The sequence below is a fragment of the Phenylobacterium sp. genome, from assembly GCF_046290725.1.
Taxonomy (GTDB): domain Bacteria; phylum Pseudomonadota; class Alphaproteobacteria; order Caulobacterales; family Caulobacteraceae; genus Phenylobacterium.
This window is the reverse complement of record NZ_JBKBUH010000001.1, coordinates 1,540,754-1,563,087: the sequence shown is the minus strand read 5'-3', so window position 1 is coordinate 1,563,087 and position 22,334 is coordinate 1,540,754. Positions and strand designations below refer to the sequence as shown.

Here is a 22,334-nt window from a genome sequence, read left to right as displayed (position 1 = left end):
GCGCCCGGCCTTTCTGTTTGCGCCGATCGCGATCAGTGCTCGCGGTCGGCGCGGATCGCGGCGGGGCTGACCGCCTGGCGCTCGCCATCCAGTACTGGGGCGATCGGCTCGGGCTGATGCCCTTGCGGGTCGTTCACCCCGTGCGCCCAGTGCTTGATGAAGAAGGAGAGCGCGATGAAGGCGACGCCGATGCCAAGACCCCACCAGCCGAGCATCTCGAAGACCTCCAGCGAGCTGCGCAGCGCCGCGGCCGGGTCGAGCACCTGGCCGCCCACCGTCTCGGTGCCGGCCATCCCGGCGATGATGCCGCCCACATACTGGGCGATAGCCGAGGACAGGAACCAGACGGCCATCATGAACGAGACCACCGAGGCCACCGAAAGCTTGGTGATCTCCGACAGGCCCACGGGCGAGAGGAAGAGCTCGCCGGTGGTGTGCAGGAGGTAGAGCAGACCCAGCAGCATCAGCGGCACGCGGTAGCTGGCGTCGGCCATGCCCGCGCCCCAGACCACCACCAGGAAGCCCAGGCCTACCTGCACGATGCCGAGGCCGAAGGTCATCACCGGGTTGGAGCCGTAGCCGCGCCGGTTCAGCATCGCCCACATCGCCGCGAAGATCGGGGCGAAGATCAGGATGAAGCCGGCGTTGAACGACTGGGTCTGGGCCGCGCCGATGGCGGTGTCGATCCACAGCCAGCCGCCGATCGGCTCCAAGCCCGCCGCCGCCAGCTGCGCCGCCGTGCCCATGGGAATGCCGAGGAAGCTGGACGCCTGGCCGGTGATCGAGAGGTCGACGTTACGGGCGGCGAACAGGTTGAGCGAGGTGCCGGCCTGTTCGAAAAGGGTGAAGAACACCACCGCGCCGAAGATCAGCACCAGGGCCAGCATCATCCGCTCGCGGGCGATCTTGTCGCACTGGGCGATGAGGAACCAGGCGATGAAGGCCAGCGACAGGACGGTGGAGATGCCGAGGCCCCAGCCCACCAGGTCGTTGCGCTGGACGAGCAGCCAGACCCCGCCGACACCGAGCACCGACAGGATGTAGATCAGCCATTCGCGGTTCAGGGGTCCGGCCACGGGCGCCTTCAGGCGCTCCGGGTCCGGCGGCTCGCCCTTGCCTTCCAGCAGCGGCTTGCCGAGCACGAACACCACGAAGCCGAGCGCCATGCCGACGCCGGCCAGGCCGAAGCCCGCCCACCAGCCGACCGTCTGGCCCAGAAGGCCGCAGAGCACCGAGGCCCAGAAGGCGCCGAGATTGATGCCGTAATAGTAGAGGGTGAAACCGGAGTCCCGGCGCGGGTCGCCCTGCGGATAGAGCTGGCCGACGATGGTGGAGATATTGGGCTTCAGGAAGCCCACCCCCATGATGATCAGCGAAACGGCGAGGTAGAAGGCGTTCACGCCCAAGGGATCGCTCTGCTTCTCCATCTGGTAGCTGCCTTCGGGCAGGACCTGGGGCAGCGGCCCGCCGGCCGGCAGGCCCTTGATCTCCAGCCCACCGCCGGCGGCGGGGCCGAACTCGTAGCTCTGGTCGCCGACCATCAGCCGGACTTCGCGGGATTCCATCCGCCCCTCGGCCGCCACGGCATAGGACTGCCCGGCATAGACCAGGGTCTGCTGGGCCGGACGGCCCTCCACCGCCATCGTCAGGTGCCCCGCAACCAGCAGCAGCGCCCCGAAGGCCACGGCCTTGCGGGTGCCCAGATAGCGGTCGGCCAGAAGGCCGCCGATCAGCGGCAGCAGGTAGACGAGCGAGGTGTAGGACCCGTACTGCGCGCCAGCCATCGCGTCGTCGAACAGCAGTTGCTGGGTCAGATAGAAGATCAGGATGCCGCGCATCCCGTAGTAGGAGAACCGCTCCCACATCTCGGCGAAGAACAGGACGATCAGCCCCCGCGGATGGTTTCGCAGGAGCTGCAGCAGGACGGGTATGCCGGTCGCCAGGGTGATGACGATCCCGAGCAGGATGACGATGTTCATGAGGGCGGTTCTTCCGATCCTTTATGACGGTCGGCGCAGTCGCGGGGTCGTTTCCACCCCGGCCGAGCGAATTGGGCGCAAGAACAGCACGCGCAAAAGCCCAGCACAAGCAATCCGATACCCGCGGCCTGGCTCGGGCGGACCCACGCCCCCATCTTGCGCGTTGAGACCGCGAGAAGGAGGTGCGTTTTCCATGCTGACCCCAGGTCCCGACCACCCGATCACCGTCAAGCCCGCCAAGACCCGCTGGCGCGTTTCGTTCGAGAATCACGTGATCGCCGACTCAGGCGACGCCCTCGTGCTGCAGGAAGCCGACCTGCCGCCGGTGGTCTATTTCCCGCGCCAGGACGTGGCCATGGAGTACTTCGCCCGCACCGACCGGCGCACCCACTGCCCCTACAAGGGGGACGCGGCCTATTACACCATCCTGATGGACGGCCAGTTCGCCGAGAACGCCGTCTGGACCTACGAAGACCCCTTCCCCGCCGTGGAGGCGATTCGGGAGCGCCTGGCCTTCTATCCCGACAAGGTGGAGGTCTACCCCTGCGACGACCATCAGGTGAACCCGCGCGGCGCCCATACCGAGGTCGACGAGGTGGTGCTGCACACCGACGCCGGCGACGGCCACAGCCAGAAGGAGCACTGGCCGCCGAACGTCGAGACCGTGGCGGTCCCAGGCGAAGGCGGAGTCCGCTAGCGGGAACTCAGTAGGCGAAGGCTTCGAAGACCTTGCCGGCGTCGCCGGCCCAGGGGCCGCGATAGAGCTCCAGCAGCCGTTCGGCCGGGGTGACCCCGCTGGCGGCGATCTCCTCCAGTTCGGCGAGGTAGCCGGTCTCGTCGACCATGCCGCCGGACAGGCGGTTGCGGTTCTTCAGGCCCGACTTTGCGATGGCCACCATATCCTGGGCTACGTCCTGGACCGAGCGGCCGCCCACCTGCGCCTTGAGGCCCAGGCGGGCCACGTCCGCGCGCAGGCGCTCATGATCCTCCACCTGCCAGTCCTTGGCCAGGTCCCAGGCCGCCGCCAGGGAGGGCGCATCGTAGAGGATGCCGGTCCACAGCGCCGGAAGCGCGCAAAGGCGGCTCCAGGGACCGGAATCGGCGCCGCGCATCTCCAGGTACTGCTTGAGGCGCACCTCGGGGAAGGCGGTGGTGGTGTGGTCGGCGAAGTCCTTCAGGCTCGGCTTCTCGCCCGGCAGTTCGGCCAGGTCGCCGGCCATGAACCTGCGGAACGACTTCCCGGCGAGGTCGACGTACTGGCCGCCGCGCTTGGCGAAATACATCGGCACGTCGAGGATGTAGTTGGCGTAGGCCTCGTAACCGAAGCCGTCTGCGAAGACGAAGTCCAGCATCCCCGTCCGGTCGGGATCGGTGTCGGTCCAGACGTTGGCGCGCGTGGAAAGCAGGCCCGTCGGCTTGCCCTCCTTGAAGGGCGAATTGGCGAAGAGCGCCGTGGCGATGGGCTGGAGCGCCAGGCTCGCCCGGAACTTCGCCACCATGTCGGCTTCCGAGGCGAAGTCGAGATTGGCCTGGACCGTACAGGTGCGGAACATCATGTCCAGGCCCTGGCCGCCGACCTTGGGCATATAGGCCCGCATGATCTTGTAGCGCCCCTTGGGCATGACCGGCACGTCTTCGCGCCGCCAGGTCGGGGTGAAGCCGAGGCCGAGGAATCCCAGGCCGAGCTCATCGGCGACGACCTTCACCTCCTGCAGGTGGGTTCCGGTCTCCTCACAGATGTCGTGCATGGTCTCCAGCGGCGCGCCGGAAAGCTCGAACTGCCCGCCGGGCTCCAGGCTGACGCTGGCGCCTCCTCGCTCCAGGGCGATGACGTTCTCGCCTTCGTAGACTCCTTGCCAGCCGAAACGCTGCAGCCCCGTCAGCAGGGCGCGGATGCCGGCCTCGCCGTCATAGGGAACGGCCTCGTGCGAGCCCAGACGGAAGACGAACTTCTCGTGCTCGGCGCCGACGCGCCATTGGTCCGCGGGCTTCGCGCCGGCGTCGAACCAGGCGAGGATATCCTCGAACGTCAGGGGTCGGTCGTCCGTCACGACGTCGGCCATCTCGTACTCCCCAAGCCCCTGCCTAAAAGCGGCCGCGATCTTTACGCCGTTCACACAGGTGGGCGCAAATCCGGAAAGCTCAAGCCCGCCAGTCGCCCTTGGCCGCCTGCCAGAGCGTGAGCGCGGAGATCGCGGCGGTGTCGGCGCGCAGGATTCGGGGGCCCAGGCTGGCGGCGATCGCCTGCGGGAGGCTGCGCAGAACCTCGCGCTCGGCCGGCGAAAACCCGCCTTCGGGCCCGATCAGGATCGCCCAGGGCCCGTCCGCCGCGTCCTTCAGGGCGTCCAGCGCCGGCTTCGCATCCCCCGCCTCGTCGCAGAAGAGCAAGCCACGCTCGGGCGGCCAGTCGGCGACCAGCCTGTCGAGCTTCACGGGCTCCACGACTTCGGGGACGTCCATCCGGCCGGTCTGCTCGGCGGCCTCGGCGGCGATGGCCTGCAGGCGCGCCACATTGGTGTGGTCGGCGTTGGTGCGCTCGGTGATCGCCAGGCGCACTCGGCGGGCGCCCAGTTCCGCCGCCTTCTCGACGATAGTCTCCAGCCGCGCGCGCTTGACGAGGGCGATCACGAGGTCGAGGTCCGGACCCTGGCTCTGAGACCGCTCCTGCGCCAGCAGCCGCACGGTCACAGCCCGCTTGCCCACCGTTGCGACCTGGGCGCGCCACTCCCCGTCCTGGCCGTTGAAGACCAGAAGCTCGTCGCCCACGGTCCGGCGCATGACGGCGGCCAGATAGCGGCTCTGGCCTTCGTCCAGGGAAAGCTCGGCGTCGGGCGCAAGGTCGTGCGGAACGTGCAGGCGGATCATGGATTGCGGTTCTAGCCGCCCGGAGGCGGCGCGGCATAGGGTGAGCGCATGGCCAAGGACGACGCATACGACCGCGAGCTCGAGCACCTGCAGGTCTCGCTGGTGAAGTACCAGCAGCACGCCATCGAGGCCGGTGACAAGGCGCTGGTGATCTTCGAAGGCCGCGACGCGGCCGGCAAGGACGGGGCGATCAAGCGGATCGTCGAGCACCTGTCCATCCGCCACACCCGCGCCGTCGCCCTGCCCAAGCCATCGGACCGGGAGCGCAGCGAGTGGTATTTCCAGCGTTATACCGATCACCTGCCCGCGGCCGGCGACCTCGTCCTGTTCAACCGCTCCTGGTACAATCGGGCCGGCGTGGAGCGGGTGATGGGCTTTTCCACCCCCGCGGAACAGGAGGCCTTCCTGCGCGACGCGCCCGTGGTCGAGGCCATGCTGGAGCGCAACGGACTCAAGCTCGTCAAGCTTTGGCTGGACATCTCGCGCGAGGAGCAGGCCCGGCGGCTGGAGGCCCGCCGCACCGATCCGCTCAAAGCCCTGAAGATCAGCCCCCTGGACGCTGTGGCCCAGGAGAAGTGGGCCGACTATTCCGCGGCCCGGGACGAGATGCTGCGCCGGACGCACACTGGGGAGGCGCCCTGGGCCTGCGTCGTCACCGACGACAAGAAGACCGCGCGCCTGAACATCCTGCGGCATCTGCTTCACGCCTTCGCGCCCCCGGAGATCGCGAAGGCTGTTGAACCGCCCGATCCCGATGTGCTCTTTTTGTTCTCGCCCGACGTGATTCCCGACGGGCGTCTGAACCCCTGAGGCGGAATGGCGCCGGAGAGCCTGAGCGCGCGTGAGGCGCGCCGCATCGCCCTGGCGGCCCAGGGCTTCGCCGACAGGCGCCCCGCCGCCCCCGGCAAGCGCCACCTGCTCAAGACGGTCGAACGCTTGGGCGTGATCCAGATCGATTCGGTGAACGTGGTCTCGCGCACCCACTACCTGCCGTTCTTCTCGCGGCTGGGCGCCTATCCGCGGCCGCTGCTGGAGGAGATCGCCTGGGGCAAGCGGCCCGCCCTCCTCGAATACTGGGCGCACGAGGCCTCGCTGCTGCCGCTCTCCGCCCAGCCGCTGCTGCGCTGGCGCATGGAGGACGCGCGCGAAGGGGTGGGCGTCTGGAAGGGGGTCGCCCGCTTCCTGCGCACCCACGGCGACTTCGTCGACAAGGTTCTCGGCGAGGTGGCGCGGCGCGGGCCGATGGCCGCTTCCGACCTGGAGCTGGGCGCCAAGGGCCAGGGCGGCTGGTGGGGCTGGAGCGAGGGCAAGCGGGCGCTCGAATGCCTGTTCTGGGTGGGAGATCTCACCACCGCCACCCGGCGCGGGACCTTCGAGCGGGTCTATGGCCTGCCGGAGAAGGTGCTGCCGCGCGCGGTGCGCGACCTGCCCACCCCGCCCCGCGATGAGGCCCAGCGCGAACTGATCCGGATCGCGGCGCGGGCGCAAGGGATCGCCACCGAACAGGACCTTCGCGACTATTTCCGCATGCCGGTGGCCGACGCAAAGGCCCGCATCGTCGAACTGGTGGAGGCGGGCGAACTGCTCTCTGTCGCGGTCCGGGGCTGGCGCCAACCCGCCTATCTCGACCCCGCCGCCCGCCGGCCGCGCAAGGTCGCCGCCAGCGCCCTGCTCTCTCCCTTCGACAATCTGATCTGGTTCCGGGAACGCACCGAGCGCCTGTTCGGAGTGAAGGTGCGGCTGGAGATCTACACACCGGCCCACAAGCGCACCCACGGCTACTACGTCCTGCCCTTCCTGCAGGGCGAGACGATCACCGCGCGCGTCGATTTGAAGGCCGAGCGGAAGGCCGGGGTGCTGGCCGTGCAATCCGCCCACGCCGAGCCGGATGCAAACGCCGAGACGGCCGAGCGCCTGGCCGGCGAACTGAAGCTGATGGCGCAGTGGCTGGGGCTTGAGCGGGTGGAGGTGCGGCCGAAGGGGGATTTGGCGCGGGCGTTGACGGACGCGCTTTCATAGCAAGCCAGACCGTCCCCTCAGTCGCCTATGGCGAAAGCTCCCCCAGAGGGGGACATCTGTCGAAGGTCACGCCTTCGCCTTCGGCCGCATCACCAGCCAGGGCGTGGCCGCCAGGCGGAACTCCCAGACGGCGAGCAGCTGGTCGAGATGACTGGCGCCGGCCATCCAGTCGGGCAGCGGCAGGGTCTTGGGCTGGGGGTCCAGGCGGACGATGTCGTGGGTGGGGGCGAAGCGCTCCGTCACCCGCGCCAGAACGCCAGGGCGATAAACGTCGTGGGTCTCGACGATCAGATTCATGCCAGCCAGGGCCGGGGACAGATCCGGCCGTAGGAGGTCGTCCTCTGCGCCTTCGATGTCCACCAGGACCAGGCACCGGCGGTCCTTGAACGCTTCGAAGCCCTCGGGCGCGAAGGCCTCGCCGATGACGACCCGGTCGGAAACGCCGTTGCGCGCCGCAAGCTCGGCGCAGGCGGCCCGCGCCTTCTCCTGGATGTCGTAGGCGTGCACCGTGGCCTGCGGCATCAGCCGCGCCAAACCCACGGCGTAATAGCCCTCGGCGCAGCCGACATCGATCACGCAGTCCAGCCCTTCGGCGGCGAAGGCCTCGATATGCGGGTGCAGTTCCGATTCGTAGGTCCCGATCAGCCGCGGCGTCAGGGCGCCCTCGGTGGCGACGGTCAGGTACTCCATGCCGGCGAATGGGCCCTGCATGATCCGGGCGCCGTGGCGGCGGATATAGCCCTCGGCGATCATGCGCGAGCGCCAGATGGCCAGCACCCGCAGCGCGGTGTTCAGCTCCCGCGGCTGGGCGAGCGGCGGATCGCGGGCCAACCTGTCCCGCAGCCACTGCACCACCTGTTCGGCGTAGGTCACGCGCCAAGGCCTCCCTTTGCGCCATCTAGACGCAAGGCGGTCCGGGAGCCAAGAAAGGGGCGGTCAGGCCGCCCCTTCCGTCACCGCGTGCAGCCTGGCGTAGGCGCCGCCCTTGCGGACGAGATCGGCGTGGCGGCCTTCCTCGACGATGCGGCCCTGGTCGAAGACGAGGATCCGGTCGGCGTTGCGGATCGTCGAAAGCCGGTGGGCGATGACGATGGTGGTGCGACCCGCCATCAACTCCTCCATGGCCGCCTGGACCTGGCGCTCGGTCTCCACGTCCAGGGACGAGGTCGCCTCGTCCAGCACCAGGATCGGCGCATCGGCCAGGAAAGCCCGGGCGATCGCCACCCGCTGCCGCTCGCCGCCCGAGAGCTTCACCCCGCGCTCGCCCACCAGGGTGTGGTAGCCAAGCGGCAGGCGGGCGATGAAGTCATGGGCGCGCGCCCGCTTCGCCGCCAGCACGATCTCGGCTTCCGTCGCTTCTGGACGAGCATAGGCGATGTTCTCCGCAATCGTCCGGTGGAACAGGGCCGGATCCTGAGGCACCACGGCGATGCTGCGGCGCAGGGAGCCCTGGTCGACCTGGGCGACATCCTGCCCGTCGATCAGGATCTGGCCGGCGTCCAGATCATAGAGCCGCTGGATCAGCTTCACGAAGGTCGACTTTCCGGCCCCGGTCGGGCCGACCAGCGCCACCCGCTCCCCCGGTGCGATCCGCAAGGTGAAGTCGCTGTAGATCGGCTCGTCGGCCGACTTGTAGCGGAAGGTCGCCCGGTCGAAGACGATCTCGCCGAGCTGCCCCCGGAAGGGTCGAGCGCCTGGCCGATCGAGCACCTGGGCCGGCGTGCGGGCGTAGCGGGCCACGTCCTCCACATCGTCCAGCCCCTTCTGCATCATGCGGATGTTCTCGCCGATGTTCCGCAGATAGCCGCTCATCAGCATGAAGGAGGTGATGGCGAAGGCGACATCGCCCGGCGTGGCTTGTCCCTGGGTCCAAAGCCGCAGCAGGAGGCCGGTCAGACCCGCCTGCAGCACCACCAGGATCAGGTTGTGGAACAGCCAGACATTGATGAACCGCGTCCAGGTGATGAGCGTCAGCCGCCGCCAGAGCGCCGTGACTCCGGCGATGCGCGCCTCCTCGCGATGTTCGGCGCCGAACGCCTTCACCGTGGGGTTGGAGGAGATGGAGTCCGCCAGGGCCCCGCCGATGCGGGAATCCAGCGCCACCGAACGCAGGTTGGCCGGCCGCACGTACTTCGCCGCCAGCACCAGGTTGGAGGCGATGTAGAGGACCACCACCGCCAGGGAGAAGAACCCCACCGGCGGCCAGCGGGCGATCATGAACAGCGACAGCCCCACCAGAACCAGGATCGCCGGCCCCAGCCACAGCACCACCGCGTCGGAGACCATGTCGTAGCCCCACATGGCCCGCGACAGCCGCCGCACGGTGGCGCCGGCGAAGTTGTCGGCGTGCCAGTCGGCGGAGAAGGCCTGCACGCGCTGGAAGCCTTCGTCGGTCATCTCCTTCATGTTGGCCGCGGCCAGCGGGTTCCAGAACCGGAAGCCGACGTTCCGCACGATGGCGAAGGCCAGATAGACGCCGACGAACACCGCCCAGGCTCGCCAGGCGCCGTCGGCGTTGGCCGGCCCGGCGGCGACCGCGTCGACTAGGCGCCCGGCCGCCCAGGGGAGGGCGAGGTCGAAGCCCACCGCCACCAGGGTCAGCCCGACCGCAAGGCCCAGCAGCAGCTTTCGCCGCAGCCAGAAGCCGGCGATGAAGCCGAGCACCTGGCCGTTGGTGAGGACCCTCTCCTTCTGGTCCTCCGTGTCCTCGTAGTGCTCGGTCACGTCAGGCTTCCTTCGGTCACAGCGTGCAGGCGGGCATAGGCGCCGCCCTGGCGGACGAGATCGGCATGGCGGCCTTCCTCGACAATCCGGCCCCGATCGAAGACCAGGATCCGGTCGGCCCCGCGGATGGTCGATAGGCGGTGGGCGATGACGATGGTGGTGCGGCCGACCATCAATTCCTCCATCGCCGCTTGCACCTGGCGCTCGGTCTCCACGTCCAGGGACGAGGTCGCCTCGTCCAGCACCAGGATCGGCGCATCAGCGAGGAAGGCCCGGGCGATGGCCACCCGCTGCCGTTCGCCGCCCGAGAGCTTCACCCCGCGCTCGCCCACCGGCGTGTCGTAGCCGAGCGGCAGGCGGGCGATGAAGTCGTGCGCCCGGGCCCGCTTCGCCGCCAGGATGATCTCCTCGCGGGTGGCGTCGGGCCGTGCGTAGGCGATGTTTTCCGCGATCGTCCGGTGGAACAGCGCCGGGTCCTGCGGCACCACGGCGATGCCGCGGCGCAGAGAGCCCTGATCGACGCCGGCGATATCCTGCCCATCGATCAGGATGCGGCCCTCGTCGAGATCGTAGAGCCGCTGGATCAGCTTCACGAAGGTGGACTTGCCCGAACCCGTGGGCCCGACCAGCGCCACCCGCTCGCCGGGCGCGATCGCCAGGCTGAAGTTCTCGTAGAGCCGCTGGGGCTGGTTCTCATAGCCGAAGCTCACCCGGTCGAAGACGATCTGGCCCAGTTCGCCCCGGAAGGGCGCGGCGTCCGGCGGATCGCGCAGCTGCGGCTCGGTCTGCATGTAGGCGGCGACGTCGGAGATGTCGTCCAACCCCTTCTGCAGCATGCGGGTGATCTCGCTGAAGTTCCGCATATAGCCGGCCATGACCACGAAGGAGGTGATGGCGAAGGCGACATCGCCAGGCGTGGCGTTCCCCTGGCTCCAGGCATGGACGAGCAGGCCGGTCAGGCCCGCCTGCAGGACGACCAGGAACAGGTTCTGGCCAAGGCCGACGATGTTGAACCGGTCCCAGGTCTTGTTCACCGCCGCGCGCCAGGCGTGGACGACGCGGGCGAACCGCGCCTCTTCGCGGCCCTCCGCCCCGAACGACTTCACCACCGCATTGGCCCCGATGGCGTCGGCGAGCGAAGCGCCGATGGAGGAGTCGAGCCGCGTGGAGATACGGTTGGCCGGCTGGGTGTATCGGACCGAGGCGATGATGTTGTAGGCGGCGAAGCCCACCACCATGACGCCGACGAAGAGTCCGGCCAGCGGCCAGCGCAGCCCCATGGAGACCGCCAGGCCGGCCAGCACGATCAGGGTCGGCGCCAGCATCATCAGCAAGGCGTCCGAGGCGCTGTCATAGCCCCACATGGCTCGGCTCACCCGCCGCACCGTGGCGCCGGCGAAGTTGGAGCCGTGCCAGTCGGCCGAGAAGGATTGCACCCGCTGGAAGCCCTCGGTGACGATCCGGGCCATGATCCGCGCGTAGAAGCCGTTGGCCGCCCGGAACATGGCGCTGCGCATGGTGTAGAACGACAGGTAGAGCGCCGAGAGCCCGCCCCAGGCCCACCAGGCGGCCTCGCTCACCGGCTCCGGCGCGGCCACGGCGTTGATCAGGCCCCGGGTCGCCCAGGGGATGGAGAGGTCGCAGGCGGTCGCCAGCAGCATCAGGCCGAGAATGGCCGCAAAGGACCGCGGCTCCCGCAGCCAGTGGCGGAAGATGAAGCCCAGCACCTGCCGGTTGGACAAGGTGCGGGGGCGGCTGTCGTCGTCGTCGAAGGTCTCGCTCATGGCGATGGAACTCGAATGCTCGGCACGGGGCCGGATGGATGGGTCGAGGTGGCGCCGGGATCCGTCGGGGAGGAGACGGATCCCGGCGCTTTCGCCGCGCCACGCGCCGGTCAGGCGGGTCGCAGGGCCTCGAAGTTCAGGATGCGGCTGGATCGTCGCGGCGGCCGTCCCGACTGGTAGTCGGCGCAGACGGAGATCTCGGAAAAGCCGACCGCCCGCAGGGCGAGTTCGAACTCCTTCTCGCCCCACAGCCGAAAGGCCATGACCTCCAGCTCCGACTCCACCAGCCGCCCGCCCCGCCACCGCTCGTAGCGGTCGTGGGTGACGCGGCGTTGACGCACGAAGTCGATCTCCACCGGCCGGCCCTCGATGCGAAGGAGGTCGCCGTTGTCCGCGGTCCAGGTGCGGACGTCGGGCGTCTCGTTGGCGAGGTAGCCGAGCGGCAGAAGGTCGATCATCAGCCGTCCGCCGGGCCGCAGATGGTCGAAGAATCGCCGGAGAACCGCGAGGGCCTCGTCGAACCCGTCGATGAGGGTGAAGGTCCCCACCGGTACGAGGATGGCTGCGAAGTCCCGCTCGTAGGCGAAGTCCTGGAACCTCGCCTGCCGCAGGGAGGGCGCCAGCCCGCGATCGGCGCAATGGCGGCGGCAGACCGCCAGCATGTCCGCCGAACGGTCGAAGCCGGTCACGTCGAGGCCAGCCTCGGCGAGCGGGATCAGCAGCCGCCCGGAACCGCATCCGGCTTCCAGGATCGGTCCGCCCAAGCCAGCCAGGCGGCTGAGGTAATAACCGACGTCGGCCAGCGAGCCCGGCGGCTTGTCGAGCTCGTACACCTCGGTGCAGAGCGCGCCATAGCGGTTGGAAGTCGGAGAATTGGGCGCCGGGGAAATGGCGTCTTGAAGAGGCATGTCGTCGTCCTTGAGGGACAGGCGGGCCGCTATCGGTGGAGGGGCCCGCGGAATCGGGGAGCGCCGGGAGGCGTGCGCAAGGCGCGCTCAGGGCCGGCGGTGAGGCGGCAGATCGGCTCGGCTGTGAAGAGCCCCGCTGAAGCGGGGAACCGGCTGTGAGTTACCGGAAGCCTGCGGCGACCACGGCGAGGAGCGGCATCTGCGGGCGATGATTGGATGCTGTCACGCTGATCACCTCCCTGGCTGGATGCTGCGGCCGGACAACGGCTGCGACAAACTGCTCCGGCCGCCGAATCGTGTCAACCGGCCGACCGGCGTTATTCGGCGCGACCTGGCGAGTTCGCGCCTGAGTGGCGCCGCGGCCACAGCTCAGGCCGCGGGATAGCGCTCGCGCATCATGGCCACCGACCGGCTCGCCAGTTCCCGCAGGACATTGTGGTCGATGTCGTCCATCCGTTTCACGTAGAGGCAGGAGGCGCCCTTACGGTGCTTGCCGAGGCGTCCGAGCAGCGCCTCGTACTCCGAGAAGCCGGGCATGATGTAGAAGACGAGCTCGGCCTTGCGGGGAGAAAAGCCGACGATCGGCCAGTCGACAGGCTTCTTGCCGGCCCCCGCCTGGGCGTAGGCGCCGAAGCCGACGATGGAGGTTCCCCACATCACCGGCGGTTCGCCGGAGATCTCGGCAAGCAACTCCAGCGCCGCCTGGGCGTCGGCGCGCCGCCGCGGGTCCTCCACCCCGGCGATGAAATCCGCAACATTGGCCGCCGTCGGCCGAGTCTTCGGTTCGCTCATGAACGTCGCCCGTCTCGGTTGCACGAGCCTGCCGAGGATCGGGGCTCTGCGCAACATCCTCCGTCAGGCTTCGCTTCGCCTCGGCTCCGCCGGCTGATAGCAATCGGCATGGCCGCCCCGTCCTATGCCGACGTGGAAAAGATCCTGCGCCTGGGCTTCGCCCGGCTGCAGGCGCATCTGCTCAACCACGCCGAAGCGATGTTCCGCCAGGCGCTGGCCGCCGCGCCCGAGAACCCCGCGGCCTTGCGCCTCCTGGGGGTGACGCTCTTCAAGATGGGGCGGCGGGACGAGGCGTTGAGCCGGCTGCGCGCCGCCTGCGAAACCGCGCCGGACAACCCCGCCGTCTGGACCGACCTCGCCGTGGCGCTGCGCGAGGGCGACCCACAAGCCGCGGCGGAGGCCTATGAGCGCGCCGCCTCCCTCGCGCCCGCGCTGCCGCCGCTGGCGCAGCAGGCCTTCTCCAGCGAACGGGCCACCCACGACTTCACCCTGGTGGACTACGACTACAAGGCGCGTATCCGCTACGGCGCCGGCCGGCCGCCTCACCCGCAGCTTCATGGGCTGATCGCCGCGGGACGGGATCGGTACAAGGCCTTCCTGACCGAACTCGGCAGCCTGCACGACGACTTCGCGAAAATCCCCATGGGCGGCCGCTACGAAGACCCCGACCCCTTCTGGCTCAACGCCTGGTTTCCGCCCCTGGACGCCATGGCCCTGACCGGCCTGCTGCGCAAGTTCGACCCCGACCGGTTCGTGGAGATCGGCTCCGGCGTCTCGACCAAGTTCGCCCAACGGGCGGCGCGCCTCTATGGCCTGCGGACCAAGCTGATCTCCATCGACCCACAGCCGCGAAACGAGATCGACGCCCTTTGCGACCAGGTGATCCGCCGGCCGCTGGAGGACTGCCGGCCGGAGATGTTCGACGTGCTCGCCCCGGGCGACGTCCTCTTCCTCGACTCCTCGCATCGGGCGTTCCAGGGCTCGGACGTCACGGTCTTCTTCCTGGAGATCCTGCCGCGCCTCAAGCCTGGCGTGATCGTGCACATCCACGACGTCTACCTGCCGGACGACTATATCGCAGGCCACGTCCCGCGACTGTGGAACGAGCAGTATCTGCTGGCGACGGCGCTGCTGTTCGCGCCGGGCGCCTTCGAGATCCTGTTTCCAGCCTGGTTCGTCGGTCAGGATCCGGAGGTCCGCGCCCACGCGGAAGACGCCCTGCGCCATGGGCCGCTCGCCGATCTCGAGCTCTATGGGGCTTCCTTCTGGATGCGGAAGGCCTGACACCCGCGCCATTGACGGCGCGCTGCGAATGCGGCTGGTTCCGCCCGTGAGCCCCACCGCCCCCCTGCCCGACGCCGCCGCCGCCAACTGGGTCGACCGCCACGCGCCCACGGCGCTGAAGCCCTGGCTGAAGCTCGGCCGCTTCGACCGGCCGACGGGAATCTGGCTGCTGATGCTGCCGGGCTGGTCCGGGATCGCGCTGGCGGCCGCCTCGGAGGGGCGCTGGCCGAACGCCTGGCTGCTCGTCGCCTTCTTCGTCGGGGCGGCGCTGATGCGCGCGGCGGGATGCGCCTACAACGACATCGTCGACCGCGACTTCGACGCCAAGGTCGCCCGCACCGCCGGGCGGCCGATCCCGTCGGGCCAGATCTCCGTCAAGGGCGCCTGGGCCTTCGTCGCCGGCTGCTGCCTCGTCTCGCTCGCGATCCTGCTGACCATGCCGCCGCTGGCCATCGCGCTGGGCGTGGGCTCGCTCGCCCTGGTGGCCGCCTATCCGTTCATGAAGCGGATCACCTGGTGGCCTCAGGCTTGGCTTGGCCTCACCTTCAACTGGGGCGCCCTGCTCGGTTACGCCGCGGCCACCGGACGAGTCGAACTTCCGGCCCTCCTGCTTTACGCCTCCGGGATCTTTTGGACCCTGGGCTACGACACGATCTATGCGGTCCAGGACCTGGAGGACGACGCCCTGGCGGGGGTGAAATCCTCCGCCCGCCGCCTGGGGGCGGCGGCGGCGAAGGCGGTGCTCGGCTTCTACGTGGCGGCTTTCGCCCTAGCCCTGGGCTCAGCCTGGGCCGCGGGGCTGGGGCCGCTGTTCCTGCCGCCCGCGGCGCTTTTCGGCATGCACCTCTCGCGGCAGGCCGCCCGGCTTGACGTGAACGATCCGAAGGGCGCGCTCGCCCTCTTCAAGTCCAATGCGCTGGCCGGGGCCTTGCTCTTCCTCGCCATCGTGGCCGGCATGTGGAAAGGCCCGGCGATCGGCATCTAGCCTCGCCCCGCCCCCAGGCTCGCCCAGTGTTCAAGGGGCGTCAGGCCCTGGGCCGCCAATGCGGGATTGGCCGCCAGATAGGCCATGCTGGGGAAGCCGGGCCGCGGCTCGGCCACGCGCCAGGCGCCGCCCTCCAGATAGTCGAGAAGGGGGTTGGCGTCCGGCGAAATGGCCTCGCCCCTCTGCCCGCGATAGTGCCCGCCTTCGAACCACGGGCTGGGCTCGCGCCCCTCGCGCCAGCCTTCGGCGAGGAAATGGGTCAGCGGCTCGCGCCCCGCCTGCGCCACATCGCGATACTCCGCCCGATACCAGTCCGGATCGAACAGCGGATGGGGCTTCAGCCCCCGCCCCGAACCCTCGGCAAGGTAGTGCAGCAGCGGCGGCCCCTGCCGCTCGTCGCGCTTCAGTTGCCGGGCGTAGAAGGCGGGCGCGAACAGGGGATGCGGGCTGAGCCCCAGCTTCCACCCCTCCGTCAGATAGTGCTCCACCGGGTTCTCGCCGCCGTCGATCAGCGCCGGATGCTGGGCCACATAGTGGGCGATGCTGAAGAGCGGGTGCGGATCGAAGCCCCTGTGCACGCCCACCCGCGCGAAGTGCTCGAGCGGCGTCAGCCCCGTGGCGGCGACCTGCGCGCCGTGGACCTGCATGTAGTAGCCGGCGTCGAACAGGGGATGGGGCGGCCGCCGCTGGTCGCCGCCCGCCAGGAGATAATGCGCCAGGCCGTCCGCGCGCCAGCCGTCGAGGTCGGGATGGGCGGCGCGATACCAGGCCTCGTCGAACAGCGCCGTGTCCTTCAGCCCCGAGACGGCGACCAGCAGGGCGCGGCCCGGCGCGCCGAGCCTGCCGGCGATCTTCTCCGCCAGCCGCACCGGCCGGTTCCGCCGGCGCGGACGAATCTGATGCGCGCGGGCCTGGCGATAGGCGCTAAGCGCGCTCGCGCGGGCCTGAACCACCGCCTCGGCGCGGGCGGCCATGGCCTCGGCCAGAGCTTGGCCGAGCCGGGTGCGGGCGAGCGCCGCCTCCGCCTGCGCCGAGGCCAGCGCGGCCTTGAGCGCGTCGAAGCGGGCCGCCACGGCCCTTGCCTTCTGGACGAGCGCGGAGTCCGGATGGGTTTCGCGCGTGGCCAAGGCCTCGGCCGCGCGGGCGCGGCCTCCCGTCTTGCGGCTTCGTGTCCTTGCGGGCGGCGTCGGCAGGTCAACCAAGGCGTTCAATAACCTTCGTTCGCGAGCCAGGCGCGGAACCCGGCGCCGAAGGGATCGGGAAACGCCTCCTGCAGGTCGCCGCGTTCGCGATAGAGCACGCGATGGGCCTTCTCGATGGGCGTTCCGTCGTCATAGGCGCCATAGGCCCAATAGCGCTCCGGGATCGCCGGATCGGTGACGGCGGCCACCTGGCGCTTGTACCAGTTCCAGATCTCGTAGACCGGATAGTTGTCGCGTGCATAGCGCCGGGTCATCGTGTCCCCGGTCGGCCCCAGCTTGGTGAAGTGCCAGAAGCGCAAGGGATAATCGCCGTTCACCCGCACCGCCCCGTCCTTGCCGATGGAGATTTTCCGGCGGCTTAGGTTCCAGCTGGCGACGTTGTAGCCGGGATCGCGGATCACCTTCACCCTGTCGAACAGGGCCGGCACGTGATCACACCACCGCTGGTCGACGAAGATGCCGTTCGGCATGTCGTCGTAGCAGAACTCCAGCAAGCGGTCGTTCCACCACCTGGCGAAGCGCGCACCCTCGCCGCCGGTCCGCACCGCCACGAATCCCAGGTTGAAGATGCCGGTGCGCGAGGCCGAAAGATCGTTGTCCAGGATCGCGGCCCGATCCTCGTTCGGGTCGGTCAGGTGGGGCGTCAGCAGGATGTCATGGTCGCCCAGCCACTCGATCAGCGGATCGAGGCGGTCGATCAGGGCGGTGTCGGGATCGAGATAGATCACCACGTCGGCTCCGCCCGCGCAGGCCTGATGCAGGAACGGACCCTTCACCGCGGTGCAGATCTCCACCACGTCGTGTTTGAACAGCCAGCTCCTGAAATTGGGCACGCCCAGATCCTGGGCGAAGACCACGCGGTCGAACGGCTCACGCGCCGGATCGAAGTCGAAGCCGGGCGGCGGCTCGTCGGTGATCAGGGCCACCCGCTCCCAGTCGGGATGGTGCCGCTGCAGGGTCTGGAACAGCACGCGGGCGCGGTTCAGGTAGGAGAAGGTGAAGCTGGAATAGACCGTCACCTTCATCGGGCGCCCTCCGTCAGCAGGTCCACGGTCAGGGCGCTGAAGGCCAGGTCGTAGAGCCGCGCGCCGCGCCGGTCGCGGGCAAGGTCCAGGATCGCGCCGGTTTCGAACATATCCAGCAGTTCCCCCTCCGTTTCCAGCACCAGGCCGTGGCCGCCGGAGCGGACGAACCGCGCGACATTGCCGCTGTCGGCGCAGGTGACCACCGCCGCGCCCGCCGCCGCCGCCTCATAGGCGGCGAAGGAGAAGGTCTCGCGGCAAAGCGACCAGACCATGGCCGCGTCGACGCCGAGCCCTTCGAGAGCCTCCCGCATGGCGTAGGGCCGGTCCTCGGTGACCGCCACCGCCCGATGCTCGACCGGCACGTCTGGCGTGGCGGTCTTGGCCAGGTGCAGGAAGGCGTAGCGCGGATCGTCCGCGAACCGCCGCGCGAGCTGGGCGAAGATCGGCCACCCCTTATAAGCCGCCGGCACGCCGACGAAGGCGAAGCGGAACGGCCCCGGCGCTTTCGCCGGCGAAGTGTCCCTGCGCGGGACGAGCGAGGCGTGAGGCAGGACGCGCGTCCCGGAGACGCGGAACCGCCAGCCCTTGAGCCAGGTCTCCAGCGCGGTCTCCGACGGAGCGACGGCGGTCAGGTCCAGGGCGTCGAACAGCCGCTCGTGGGCCGCAATCTGCGCCCGCCGCCGCGGGCCGTAGACGCAGAGGGAGCAGGCGGCGCTGTCCGGGGGCGGCGCTCCGCAATCGGCCACGTCGTTGCGCATCAGGTGATGACCGTCGCAGAGGCTGGCGAAGTCGTGGATCCAGAAATAGCCGGACGAGGCGCCGACGGCTTCGGCCGCGGCCAGCACGACCTCCACCGAATGGCCGAGCAGGCTATGGATCGCGACGCTGCGGGCGCCCGCCGTTCGTCCGCCGAACCGCCGCCGCGCCGCCTCGGCCACCTCCTCCGGCGCAAAGTGGCCGATGCGCCGGCCGTTCCAGAGCACGCCCACCGTCGCCGGCGGCCGGTCGCGCACCATGGGCCAGGCCGCGGCGGGGAAGAGATGCAGGTGGTTGCGGCCGATCTGCGCGATCCGCGCCCCTTCCCGCTGCAGGCAAAGCTGCACGCCGCCAATATTGGCCGAATAGTCGTCGTGGCTGACGGTCAGGTGCAGGTCCGGCCCTTTCGCCTCCGCCAGCGCCTCCTCTAGACGCGCCGCCGGATCGGGCCGCACGGCCGCCGCCGCGCGGCCGGCTTCGGCGAGGCGCCGCTCCATCGGCTTGAGACCGGCGACGATGTCGTAGCGGAAGCCCAGCCCCTCGGCCTCGGAATCCACGGGCGGCTCCCGAAACGCCGCGGGCCGTGCGAGCTCGTAGCGCCAGCCGCCTTGGCCCGCCCGCTGGAACAGATGGTAGTCCGCAAGGTCCGACCGCTCGAATCCGCGCCCCTCCACGCACCCCTCGGCGAGATAGTGGTAGAAGGGATTGACGCCCGACGCGGCGACGTCGGCGTTCGCCGCCAGATAGGCCTTGGTCGAGAACCAGGCGGCCGGGTCGCGCCCTTCGCGCCAGCCGTCATGGGCGTAGTGGGCCACAGGATCGAGCTCGGCCTCGCGCAGGTCGTCATAGGCCTCCCGGTAGAAGGCCGCATCCACGCCGGTGGACAGCACGCGATAGAGATCGTTCCTGGAGGCCGCGGCGGCCATTGGCTGGTTCCCGTGAGCGGGCGCCTAAGTGCAACAGATGCCGGGGTCGATCAACCGTCGCCCTTGCCGGCGCCGGCGCCGGGCCATAGAGGCTAGAGCATGAGCGCCAAGCCGGCCCCGCCCGACCGCACCGCCTATCTCGTCCTCGGCATGCACCGGTCAGGAACCTCGGCGGCCACCCAGCTGCTGGCGTTGCTGGGCGCGGAGCTGCCGGCCAATGTGATGCCCGGCGACGAGCACAATGCGAAGGGCTATTTCGAGCCCTGGAAGATCGCGATGTTCAACAATGAGCGCCTCCGCGCCGGCGGCGGCGCCTGGGACGATGTCTTCGCCTTTCCCTACCGCCCGCTCGCGGCCGAGGAGGAGGACCGCTGGATCGAAGCCGCCGTCGGCGTGTTCGAGAGCGAGTTTCCGAAGGCGCGCTTCCCGCTGATGAAGGATCCGCGGGTGACCGTGCTGCTGCCGCTCTGGCGCGCGGCGCTGACGCGGCGGGGCGTGACCGCCCGCTGCGTGATCCCTGTGCGCCACCCGCTCGCCGTCGCCGGTTCGCTGGCCAAGCGCGACGGCTTCCCGGTGGCGAAGTCGGTCCTGCTCTGGACCGCCTACATGCTGGCGGCCGAGGCCTATACGCGCGACCTGCCGCGAGTGTTCGTCGGCTACGACGCCTTGCTCGCCGATTGGCGAAGGGAGGTGGCGCGGATCGAGGCGGCGCACCACGCGTCCTTGCCGGCGATGAGCGACCGGCGCGCCCGGGAAGTCGATCGGTTCCTGACGCCCGACCTGCGTCACAACCCTGGCGAGGGCGACCTGGCGGCGGTTCCCGAGGTCGGCGCTCTCGCTGCGGCGGTCTACGACTGGTGCGCGGCCGCCGCCCGCGACGAGGGCCCCGCCGCGGACGCTCTGGACCGGGCGGCCCGCGAGATCGCGGCTCTTCGCGACCGCGTCGGGGTCTTCGTCTCCCCCGTGACGCGCGACCTGGACGCCGCGCGCACCGAACTCCTCGACCTGCGCCAGCGCCACGAACACCTGGAAGCCCAGGTGGAGGAGCTGAACCGGGTTCTGGACGCGCTGCTCAATTGACGGGCGCGAAGGTGGAAAGGTCGGTCTTGCGGGCGATGGCGATCTGCCGGATCACGAAGGCGCCGCCGGGCTGGTCTTCGAGGTCCAGGCGGATCTGATCGACCAGCGAGGTCTTCCAGTCCTCGCCGCCTACCGTCTGCCGGCCCATGTCGTAGACAAGCGTCGCCGTCTCGCCCACGGCCGGGTCGCCGCCGAGGACGGGCTTGCCGAAGAACTCGCCGGACTCCGGATGATCCGGCGTGACGTAGTAGAGGGCGCCGTTCCAGTCGCCGCCGGCCTTCAGTCGGGTGAGCCGCACGATCACCAGGGAATAGACCGACCCGTCCACCGCCAGCCCGCGCGGGGAGCGCAGGGACGGCCCCTGCAGCTCGACGCGCAGACCGCCACGCTCGGCGGGCAGAACCTCTCCCGCCGAGGCGGTGAAGCCCTCGGTGGAATCCTCGAAGGTCCAGAGCTTGACCGCCCGGATCGGCTCTCCCCCCAGTTCGAAGGCGCGCGTCTCAGCGTTCCAGGCGATGGGACCTGCCCGCTCCACGACGGTGGGCGGGGGCGACGCCTGCGTCGGCCGCTCCGGCGCTTCGCAGGCGGTCAGGACCAGGATCGTCAGCACGGCCGCCGCTCGTCTCACGCCAGGGCCTCCCCCCGCTTCAGCCGCGGATCCAGCGCCACATAGAGCAGGCCCGCCAGAGCGGCGAGGTCGAGGAAATAGAGGTAGCGATAGTCGCAGGCGATGGAGATGAAGAAGAAGCTGGCCGCGAAGCCGAGCCCCGCTGTCATCAGCCCGGCCATCGCCCAGTCGGCTGGGCGCCGCCGCAGCAGCAGGAAACCTGTCACCGCCACGGCGATCATGGCGTAGGTCAGGTGCGAATAGGCCGGCGTGCGGAAGAAGCGGGCCGCATAGTCCGCCATGGCGCGGTCCGACGGGTCCGAGCCTGGTTTCAGCTTCAGGGCCTCGATCTTGTCGGCCGGTCCCTCGATGCCGACGTGGACCGGCACGCAACGAGCCACGTCCGGCGTCAGGAACACCCAGCGGAAGACCGACAGCCGGTGAGCGATGTAGAGCTTGGGATGGTCGGTGACGATCTCCAGCCACTGGGCGCGCACCGCCTCGCCCGGCAGGGGCCACAGGTGCTTGCGCAGGTCCGGCACGCGGTCGAAATAGTCGACGCGCTCCGGCGAATAGACCTCGCGGGCGTGGGCGCGCAGGAAGTCGTCGCTGGCGGCGTCGGCGGCGTCGATCTGGGCCAGCGGCAGATCGGGCCGCTGAGCGGTCGCGGCGACGATGTCGTAGTGCAGCAGGATCCTCAGGCCGATCCCCATGGCCTGGTCCGGCCCCGCCGTGCGGGGTTGGGCCACGCTCGCAAGCGCCTGGGCAAGGATCAGCACGGCGGCCAGGAAGCCGACCCCATAGGCCGTCATGCGCCGCCAGCCGCCGGAGCGGGCGGTCCAGGCGACCACAAGCGTTCCCATCACCACGGCGATCAGCCCATTCTGGCGGACGATGGCGGCCAGGGCGAAGAGGCCGACAGCCGCGGCCAGGGCCGCCCAGCGCATGGGCCTCTCGCCCCAGCGCAGGGCGGCGTGCGCCAGACAGACGAAGCCCACCACCGAGACGTTGGCGAAGAAGACGTCGCGCCAGACGATGCCTTGATAGACCAGCAGGGCCGGCATGAAGACCACGGCGAGCGCGACCGGGACCGACAGCCACGACACCCGGGGCACAAGGCCCCGCAGCGAGATCAGCGCCCCGTAGAGCAGCAGGCCCGAGGCCGTCACATAGAGCCCAGTCCCCGGCACCAGACTGTCGAACACGCGCAGGATCAGCGAATAGATCGCCGGCGCGAAGGTCTCGCGCACCTGCATGCGGCCCTCGTAGAGCTGCATGATCGAGTCGACCGACAAGTGGCCAGGCAGGTTGGCGGCCAGCATCAGCAAGAGCCCGCCGCCGAGCACCACCCCATAAGCTTCCCGCGCCCCGAACCTGGAAGCCCGCCCCGCCGTCATC

Annotated in this window: 19 protein-coding genes; 6 read left to right on the top strand and 13 right to left on the bottom strand. The window is 69.7% G+C overall.

Annotated features, from left to right (window positions below; all coding sequences use genetic code 11):
• Positions 1 to 32: 32 nt before the first annotated feature.
• A complete protein-coding gene (locus ACK41C_RS08185) occupies positions 33 to 1,979 on the bottom strand; it encodes a peptide MFS transporter (RefSeq protein WP_409652616.1) in 1,947 nt (648 codons plus the stop codon).
• A gap of 193 nt (positions 1,980 to 2,172) precedes the next feature.
• On the opposite strand from ACK41C_RS08185, the gene ACK41C_RS08180 reads away from it, so the two are divergent.
• The gene (locus tag ACK41C_RS08180; protein ID WP_409652613.1) at positions 2,173 to 2,676 is read left to right on the top strand and encodes a DUF427 domain-containing protein; all 504 of its coding nucleotides are present in this window, start codon (positions 2,173 to 2,175) and stop codon (positions 2,674 to 2,676) included.
• A gap of 7 nt (positions 2,677 to 2,683) precedes the next feature.
• On the opposite strand, the gene ACK41C_RS08175 is transcribed toward ACK41C_RS08180, so the two are convergent.
• Positions 2,684 to 4,042, bottom strand: a complete 1,359-nt coding sequence (locus ACK41C_RS08175; protein WP_409652610.1) for a glutamate--cysteine ligase — start codon at positions 4,040 to 4,042, stop codon at positions 2,684 to 2,686.
• 79 nt (positions 4,043 to 4,121) lie between these two features.
• Positions 4,122 to 4,844 (bottom strand): 16S rRNA (uracil(1498)-N(3))-methyltransferase, encoded by a 723-nt coding sequence (locus tag ACK41C_RS08170; protein WP_409652607.1) that lies wholly within the window; start codon positions 4,842 to 4,844, stop codon positions 4,122 to 4,124.
• 48 nt (positions 4,845 to 4,892) lie between these two features.
• Between ACK41C_RS08170 and ppk2 the strand changes: the two genes are divergently transcribed.
• Positions 4,893 to 5,654 (top strand): polyphosphate kinase 2, encoded by a 762-nt coding sequence (gene ppk2 / locus ACK41C_RS08165; RefSeq protein ID WP_409652604.1) that lies wholly within the window; start codon positions 4,893 to 4,895, stop codon positions 5,652 to 5,654.
• Positions 5,655 to 5,660: 6 nt separating this feature from the next.
• Positions 5,661 to 6,863 (top strand): winged helix-turn-helix domain-containing protein, encoded by a 1,203-nt coding sequence (locus ACK41C_RS08160; protein WP_409652602.1) that lies wholly within the window; start codon positions 5,661 to 5,663, stop codon positions 6,861 to 6,863.
• Between the two features lie 66 nt (positions 6,864 to 6,929).
• Here ACK41C_RS08160 and ACK41C_RS08155 read toward each other — a convergent pair whose 3' ends face one another.
• The 5 genes from ACK41C_RS08155 to ACK41C_RS08135 form a co-directional block, all read right to left on the bottom strand.
• Complete coding sequence (locus tag ACK41C_RS08155; protein WP_409652600.1) at positions 6,930 to 7,736, bottom strand: methyltransferase domain-containing protein; 807 nt, start codon at positions 7,734 to 7,736, stop codon at positions 6,930 to 6,932.
• Between the two features lie 63 nt (positions 7,737 to 7,799).
• Entirely contained in the window at positions 7,800 to 9,587 is a 1,788-nt protein-coding gene (locus ACK41C_RS08150; RefSeq protein WP_409652597.1) for an ABC transporter ATP-binding protein, read from the bottom strand.
• Entirely contained in the window at positions 9,584 to 11,371 is a 1,788-nt protein-coding gene (locus tag ACK41C_RS08145) for an ABC transporter ATP-binding protein (RefSeq protein WP_409652594.1), read from the bottom strand. The genes ACK41C_RS08150 and ACK41C_RS08145 overlap by 4 nt, the downstream gene beginning before the upstream one ends.
• 110 nt (positions 11,372 to 11,481) lie before the next feature.
• Positions 11,482 to 12,279 (bottom strand): class I SAM-dependent methyltransferase, encoded by a 798-nt coding sequence (locus ACK41C_RS08140; RefSeq protein ID WP_409652591.1) that lies wholly within the window; start codon positions 12,277 to 12,279, stop codon positions 11,482 to 11,484.
• 369 nt (positions 12,280 to 12,648) lie between these two features.
• Entirely contained in the window at positions 12,649 to 13,071 is a 423-nt protein-coding gene (locus ACK41C_RS08135) for a DUF1801 domain-containing protein (protein WP_409652589.1), read from the bottom strand.
• A gap of 108 nt (positions 13,072 to 13,179) precedes the next feature.
• Here ACK41C_RS08135 and ACK41C_RS08130 point away from each other — a divergent pair, with 108 nt between their 5' ends.
• The gene (locus tag ACK41C_RS08130; protein ID WP_409652587.1) at positions 13,180 to 14,355 is read left to right on the top strand and encodes a class I SAM-dependent methyltransferase; all 1,176 of its coding nucleotides are present in this window, start codon (positions 13,180 to 13,182) and stop codon (positions 14,353 to 14,355) included.
• A gap of 28 nt (positions 14,356 to 14,383) precedes the next feature.
• On the top strand, positions 14,384 to 15,340 hold the full coding sequence (ubiA, locus tag ACK41C_RS08125) for a 4-hydroxybenzoate octaprenyltransferase (RefSeq protein WP_409652584.1): 957 nt from the start codon (positions 14,384 to 14,386) through the stop codon (positions 15,338 to 15,340).
• Here ubiA and ACK41C_RS08120 read toward each other — a convergent pair.
• The 3 genes from ACK41C_RS08120 to ACK41C_RS08110 all read right to left on the bottom strand — a co-directional run bounded on the left by ACK41C_RS08120 (position 15,337) and on the right by ACK41C_RS08110 (position 19,249).
• Complete coding sequence (locus ACK41C_RS08120) at positions 15,337 to 16,467, bottom strand: hypothetical protein (protein ID WP_409652582.1); 1,131 nt, start codon at positions 16,465 to 16,467, stop codon at positions 15,337 to 15,339. The genes ubiA and ACK41C_RS08120 overlap by 4 nt on opposite strands.
• Positions 16,468 to 16,547: 80 nt before the next feature.
• Positions 16,548 to 17,567 (bottom strand): hypothetical protein, encoded by a 1,020-nt coding sequence (locus tag ACK41C_RS08115; RefSeq protein WP_409652580.1) that lies wholly within the window; start codon positions 17,565 to 17,567, stop codon positions 16,548 to 16,550.
• Positions 17,564 to 19,249: a hypothetical protein gene (locus ACK41C_RS08110; protein ID WP_409652578.1), complete on the bottom strand. Its 1,686-nt coding sequence runs from the start codon at positions 19,247 to 19,249 to the stop codon at positions 17,564 to 17,566. Before ACK41C_RS08110 ends, ACK41C_RS08115 begins: the two co-directional genes overlap by 4 nt.
• Before the next feature lie 99 nt (positions 19,250 to 19,348).
• Here ACK41C_RS08110 and ACK41C_RS08105 point away from each other — a divergent pair, with 99 nt between their 5' ends.
• Entirely contained in the window at positions 19,349 to 20,329 is a 981-nt protein-coding gene (locus ACK41C_RS08105) for a hypothetical protein (RefSeq protein WP_409652576.1), read from the top strand.
• Here ACK41C_RS08105 and ACK41C_RS08100 read toward each other — a convergent pair.
• Together ACK41C_RS08100 and ACK41C_RS08095 are read right to left on the bottom strand one after the other, a co-directional pair.
• Positions 20,322 to 20,957 carry a hypothetical protein gene (locus ACK41C_RS08100; protein WP_409652573.1) on the bottom strand — a complete coding sequence of 212 codons (636 nt, stop codon included), beginning with the start codon at positions 20,955 to 20,957 and terminating at the stop codon, positions 20,322 to 20,324. The two genes, ACK41C_RS08105 and ACK41C_RS08100, sit on opposite strands and share 8 nt — an antisense overlap.
• On the bottom strand, positions 20,954 to 22,333 hold the full coding sequence (locus tag ACK41C_RS08095) for a hypothetical protein (protein ID WP_409652571.1): 1,380 nt from the start codon (positions 22,331 to 22,333) through the stop codon (positions 20,954 to 20,956). Before ACK41C_RS08095 ends, ACK41C_RS08100 begins: the two co-directional genes overlap by 4 nt.
• Position 22,334 lies beyond the last annotated feature (1 nt).

Excerpts from the sequence above, each read along its gene's own strand:
- ACK41C_RS08140 (WP_409652591.1), bottom strand. The coding sequence starts at position 12,279 with ATGCCTCTTCAAGACGCCATTTCCCCGGCGCCCAATTCTCCGACTTCC.
- ACK41C_RS08115 (WP_409652580.1), bottom strand. The coding sequence starts at position 17,567 with ATGAAGGTGACGGTCTATTCCAGCTTCACCTTCTCCTACCTGAACCGC.
- ACK41C_RS08160 (WP_409652602.1), top strand. The coding sequence starts at position 5,661 with ATGGCGCCGGAGAGCCTGAGCGCGCGTGAGGCGCGCCGCATCGCCCTG.
- ACK41C_RS08135 (WP_409652589.1), bottom strand. The coding sequence starts at position 13,071 with ATGAGCGAACCGAAGACTCGGCCGACGGCGGCCAATGTTGCGGATTTC.
- ubiA (WP_409652584.1), top strand. The coding sequence starts at position 14,384 with ATGCGGCTGGTTCCGCCCGTGAGCCCCACCGCCCCCCTGCCCGACGCC.
- ACK41C_RS08175 (WP_409652610.1), bottom strand. The coding sequence starts at position 4,042 with ATGGCCGACGTCGTGACGGACGACCGACCCCTGACGTTCGAGGATATC.
- ppk2 (WP_409652604.1), top strand. The coding sequence starts at position 4,893 with ATGGCCAAGGACGACGCATACGACCGCGAGCTCGAGCACCTGCAGGTC.
- ACK41C_RS08130 (WP_409652587.1), top strand. The coding sequence starts at position 13,180 with ATGGCCGCCCCGTCCTATGCCGACGTGGAAAAGATCCTGCGCCTGGGC.
- ACK41C_RS08095 (WP_409652571.1), bottom strand. The coding sequence starts at position 22,333 with ATGACGGCGGGGCGGGCTTCCAGGTTCGGGGCGCGGGAAGCTTATGGG.
- ACK41C_RS08180 (WP_409652613.1), top strand. The coding sequence starts at position 2,173 with ATGCTGACCCCAGGTCCCGACCACCCGATCACCGTCAAGCCCGCCAAG.
- ACK41C_RS08110 (WP_409652578.1), bottom strand. The coding sequence starts at position 19,249 with ATGGCCGCCGCGGCCTCCAGGAACGATCTCTATCGCGTGCTGTCCACC.
- ACK41C_RS08170 (WP_409652607.1), bottom strand. The coding sequence starts at position 4,844 with ATGATCCGCCTGCACGTTCCGCACGACCTTGCGCCCGACGCCGAGCTT.
- ACK41C_RS08105 (WP_409652576.1), top strand. The coding sequence starts at position 19,349 with ATGAGCGCCAAGCCGGCCCCGCCCGACCGCACCGCCTATCTCGTCCTC.
- ACK41C_RS08145 (WP_409652594.1), bottom strand. The coding sequence starts at position 11,371 with ATGAGCGAGACCTTCGACGACGACGACAGCCGCCCCCGCACCTTGTCC.
- ACK41C_RS08185 (WP_409652616.1), bottom strand. The coding sequence starts at position 1,979 with ATGAACATCGTCATCCTGCTCGGGATCGTCATCACCCTGGCGACCGGC.